Below are 3,527 nucleotides of genomic sequence, written 5' to 3' on the forward strand. Positions count from 1 at the left end.
CCACGCTTTGTCCGGCAGCGAGCGACTCGATCAGCTTCGGCCCGGCCTCGGCCGCATTGTGCTCGTGATAGGCCGTGGTGCGCCGGCGAATGCCGTAGCGTTCGAGCAGCACGCGCGAGACGCGGGTGTCCTCGCAGGCAACGATGTCGGCGCCGGCCAGCGTCTCCAGCGCACGCAGCGTGACATCGGCGAGATTGCCAATCGGCGTCGCCACCAGATAGAGCGCCGGCTCCAGCGGCCGCGCCGCAATTTCGGTCTGCCCGATTACATAGCTGCGTTTGTCGCCGGTCAATTGAGGCCCTCCCCACGCGCCACTGTTTGCCACGGCTGATCTGCGGTTGCAAAACGTGATGGCGATGCAAGGGAATCGCCATGCCTTTGCCACGATGCGGAACCAAACCGCGTAAGGCGGATTTTACCCCTGATTCCCGAGGAGGAGGACAGGATGGACAGCCTGATCATTCAAGACGCTTTCACGCCCTATTATTCGGGCTGCAAGCGCTTTGCCGGATCGGAGAAGGTTGCCGGTTCGGAGGATCGGGAACCCTCCGCCAGGACAAAGGACAAGGAAGCGATGAAGCCGCTTCCAAGCCCCGCGGTTCAAGACGCCTCGACCGAAACCGAAAGCACGACGGAGCACTGACCGGACGATGCCCAATCGCTTCGACATTTTCATCACACGACTCGAAAGCAAGACCGCCCGCGAGGGCATTCCTTCCCATCCGATCGCCGCCCAGCACGGGAACCGCCGCGACAAGACCGACCTGAAGCAGGGCCGTTCCGGCGACGCGCATGCGGAAAAGGATCGCGGGAAGCAGCGTCAGAAGCACGACGCCTAGAGCAGCTGCGACCCTTCGCAATCTCTCGCCTCATCCCAGGCGGAGCGAGGAGCGAATCGCCATGCTTGGCGCCTGACGCCATTCAGCCCAGATAGTTAGTGACCTTCGCCTCGAGCAGCCGCACCAGTTCCGGATCCATGAACGCATAGTTGTCCGGGATGTCGAGGCAGATCACCCGTGCCCGCATCAGGCTTGACCGGAACTTCTTCTGCAGCTTGACGCGATGCGCCTTCTCCATGACGAAGATGATCTCGGCCCACGCGACCAGTTCATGCGTCAGCGGGTTGTCCGCGCCGTTATTGGTGCCGGCCGATTCGACCTCGAGGTCGCGGCGCCTGGAAAACACCTGCTCGGCGGTAGGGCTGCGCAGGCGGTTCTGGCTGCAGACGAAGAGAACCTTTTTCACCGCGCGAGGTCTGCCACCACCGCATCGAGCACGATCATGCCGGCGGTCGTGGCGCGGAGGCGGGCGTTGCCGACCGGCGCCACCAGCCCCTCTTCCTGCAGCACCGACAATCGGTCGCTCGCCAGACTACGCCCGGCAAGCGTCTCGTAGCGCTGGAGGTCGATGCCTTCGGCCAGCCGCAGCCCCATCAATAGGAACTCGTCGGCTTCTTCGGCGCGCGTCAGCACCTCGCCGCCGTTGACGCCATGGCCCCTGGCTTCGACCAGGTTGGCCCAGGTCTCAGGCATCTTTTCCGCGACCGTCACGGTACGGCGGCCGTTCTCGACGAAGCGGCCATGCGCGCCGGGTCCGACGCCGACATATTCGCCGTAGCGCCAATAAGTCAGGTTGTGCCGGCTTTCCGCGCCCGGCCGCGCGTGGTTGGAGATTTCGTAGGCCGGAAGCCCGTGCGCCGCGGTCACCTCCTGCGTCAGCGCGTAGAGGTCGGCGGCATGGTCGTTGTCGGGCAGGACGAATTTTCGGGCTGAGTGGAGTGCATGGAACGGCGTGCCCTCCTCGATCGTGAGCTGATAGAGCGACAGGTGGTCGGCGGCGTGCCCGATCGCTTCCTCAAGCTCTAAAGCCCAAGCCTCCGGCGTCTGGCCGGGCCGCGCATAGATCAGGTCGAAGGAGAGCCGCGGAAAGATTTCCCGCGCCAGCCCGATGGCGTGCAGCGCCTCCTCGACATTGTGCAGCCGGCCGAGGAAGCGCAGGTCCTTGTCGTTCAGCGCCTGCACGCCGAGCGAGACACGGTTGACGCCGGCCGCCCGATAACCGCGGAAGCGCTCCGCCTCGACCGAGGACGGGTTGGCCTCCAGCGTCACCTCGATCCCGGCAGGCACCGTCCAGTTCTTCGCTACGGCTTCCAGAACCGCTGACACCGTTTCCGGCTTCATCAGCGACGGCGTGCCGCCGCCGAGGAAGACGCTGGTCACCTCGCGCGGCCCGGTGCGGGCGCGCATCGTCTTGAGCTCCGTCTCGAAGGCCCGCGCAAAACGCTCCTGGTCGACCGGCTGGTGGCGAACGTGGCTGTTGAAGTCGCAGTAAGGGCATTTGGCCGCGCAGAACGGCCAATGGATATAGACGCCGAAGCCGGGGCTGCGGTCGAGCGGCATGGTCTGGCCTGTTCCGATCATTTTGACTTGAGCCGCGCCAGATCCAGCCGCGCCAAATCCAAGCGGGCCTGGGCAAACTTCTGGAAGGCGCGGGCGCGGTGCGACAGGGCTGTTGCCTGGCCGGGCTTCCCATGCTTTTGCTCGGCGCTCATCTCGCCAAAAGTCTTGGCGAAGCCGTTGGGCAGGAACACCGGATCGTAGCCGAAGCCGAGCGTGCCGCGCGGCGGCCAGACCAGCGTGCCTTCGGCCTCGCCGCGGTAATATTCGGCCTCGCCATCGGGAAAGGCGAGGCAGATGACGGCGACGAAACGGCCGGTGCGCTGCGCCGGCTCGGTCGCGCCGACCTCCTGCAGGGCCACTTCGGTGCGCTGCATGGCCATGCCGAAATCGCGTGTGCCGTCCGCCGTCTCGGCCCAGTTGGCGGTGTAGACGCCGGGCGCCCCGTCGAGCGCGTCGACGCAGAGCCCCGAATCGTCCGACAGCGCCGGCAGGCCGGTGGCCTTGGCGGCGGCATAGGCCTTGATATAGGCATTCTCCTCGAAGGTCGTGCCGGTCTCGTCCGGTTCCGGCAGGCCGTAATCCTTGGCCGACTTCGCCTCGAAGCCGAACGGGGCCATCAAGTCGGCGAATTCGCGCAGCTTGCCTTCATTGTGGCTGGCGACGACGATCTTTTGTCCGTTCAAAGAATGCATTCAGAGACCCCAGATCCTTGGTTCGGCGAACTCGATCGAATTGCCCGAAGGGTCGCGGATATAGATCGAATGTCCGCCCTGCGGCCACTCGAAATCGCTTTCGATGGCGATGTTCTTGGCCGCCAAATGCTTGCGCCATTCGGCGATCTCGGCCGCAGTCGCGGTGAAGCAAAGATGCCCTTCGCCGACCGTGCCGTGCGGCGGCACCTTCAGCCTGGCGTCGGGCGCCGGCGGAATTTTCGCCGCCTCGGCATTGAAGATGAGCAGCACGCCGTTGCCGCAGCGGAAGAAGACGTGGCGGCCTTCGACCTTGCCCAGCGGATCCAGGCCGAGGATGTCGCGATAGAAGGCTTCGGCCTCAGCCAGATCAGTCACATAGAGTGCTGATTCCAAAATCGCGGAGGGGGTCACGAGACGCCCCCCTCTGCCCTGCCGG

Annotated in this window: 7 protein-coding genes; 2 read left to right on the forward strand and 5 right to left on the reverse strand. The window is 65.0% G+C overall.

The genetic code is table 11. From position 1 onward, the window contains the following. On the reverse strand, positions 1-292 hold a 292-nt coding region (locus EOA60_RS14895; protein ID WP_245502564.1), incomplete at its 3' end, for an SAM-dependent methyltransferase. Positions 293-445: 153 nt separating this feature from the next. On the opposite strand from EOA60_RS14895, the gene EOA60_RS14900 reads away from it, so the two are divergent. Then, on the forward strand, positions 446-643 hold the full coding sequence (locus tag EOA60_RS14900; RefSeq protein ID WP_067003211.1) for a hypothetical protein: 198 nt from the start codon (positions 446-448) through the stop codon (positions 641-643). Positions 644-650: 7 nt separating this feature from the next. Then, positions 651-839 (forward strand): hypothetical protein, encoded by a 189-nt coding sequence (locus tag EOA60_RS14905; protein ID WP_067003209.1) that lies wholly within the window; start codon positions 651-653, stop codon positions 837-839. A gap of 82 nt (positions 840-921) precedes the next feature. On the opposite strand, the gene EOA60_RS14910 is transcribed toward EOA60_RS14905, so the two are convergent. The 4 genes from EOA60_RS14910 to EOA60_RS14925 are packed head-to-tail and all read right to left on the reverse strand — an operon-like array spanning position 922 to position 3,502. Beyond that, positions 922-1,245, reverse strand: coding sequence for a low molecular weight protein tyrosine phosphatase family protein (locus EOA60_RS14910; RefSeq protein ID WP_095825082.1), 324 nt, complete (start codon positions 1,243-1,245; stop codon positions 922-924). Next, the gene (hemW, locus tag EOA60_RS14915) at positions 1,242-2,420 is read right to left on the reverse strand and encodes a radical SAM family heme chaperone HemW (protein WP_095825081.1); all 1,179 of its coding nucleotides are present in this window, start codon (positions 2,418-2,420) and stop codon (positions 1,242-1,244) included. The genes EOA60_RS14910 and hemW overlap by 4 nt, the downstream gene beginning before the upstream one ends. After that, positions 2,417-3,091, reverse strand: a complete 675-nt coding sequence (gene rdgB, locus EOA60_RS14920) for an RdgB/HAM1 family non-canonical purine NTP pyrophosphatase (RefSeq protein ID WP_095825080.1) — start codon at positions 3,089-3,091, stop codon at positions 2,417-2,419. The genes hemW and rdgB overlap by 4 nt, the downstream gene beginning before the upstream one ends. Further along, positions 3,092-3,502, reverse strand: a complete 411-nt coding sequence (locus EOA60_RS14925) for a VOC family protein (protein ID WP_095825079.1) — start codon at positions 3,500-3,502, stop codon at positions 3,092-3,094. It lies immediately after the preceding gene. Positions 3,503-3,527 lie beyond the last annotated feature (25 nt).

It is taken from the genome of Mesorhizobium sp. M1A.F.Ca.IN.020.06.1.1, assembly GCF_004023265.1.
GTDB lineage: Bacteria > Pseudomonadota > Alphaproteobacteria > Rhizobiales > Rhizobiaceae > Mesorhizobium.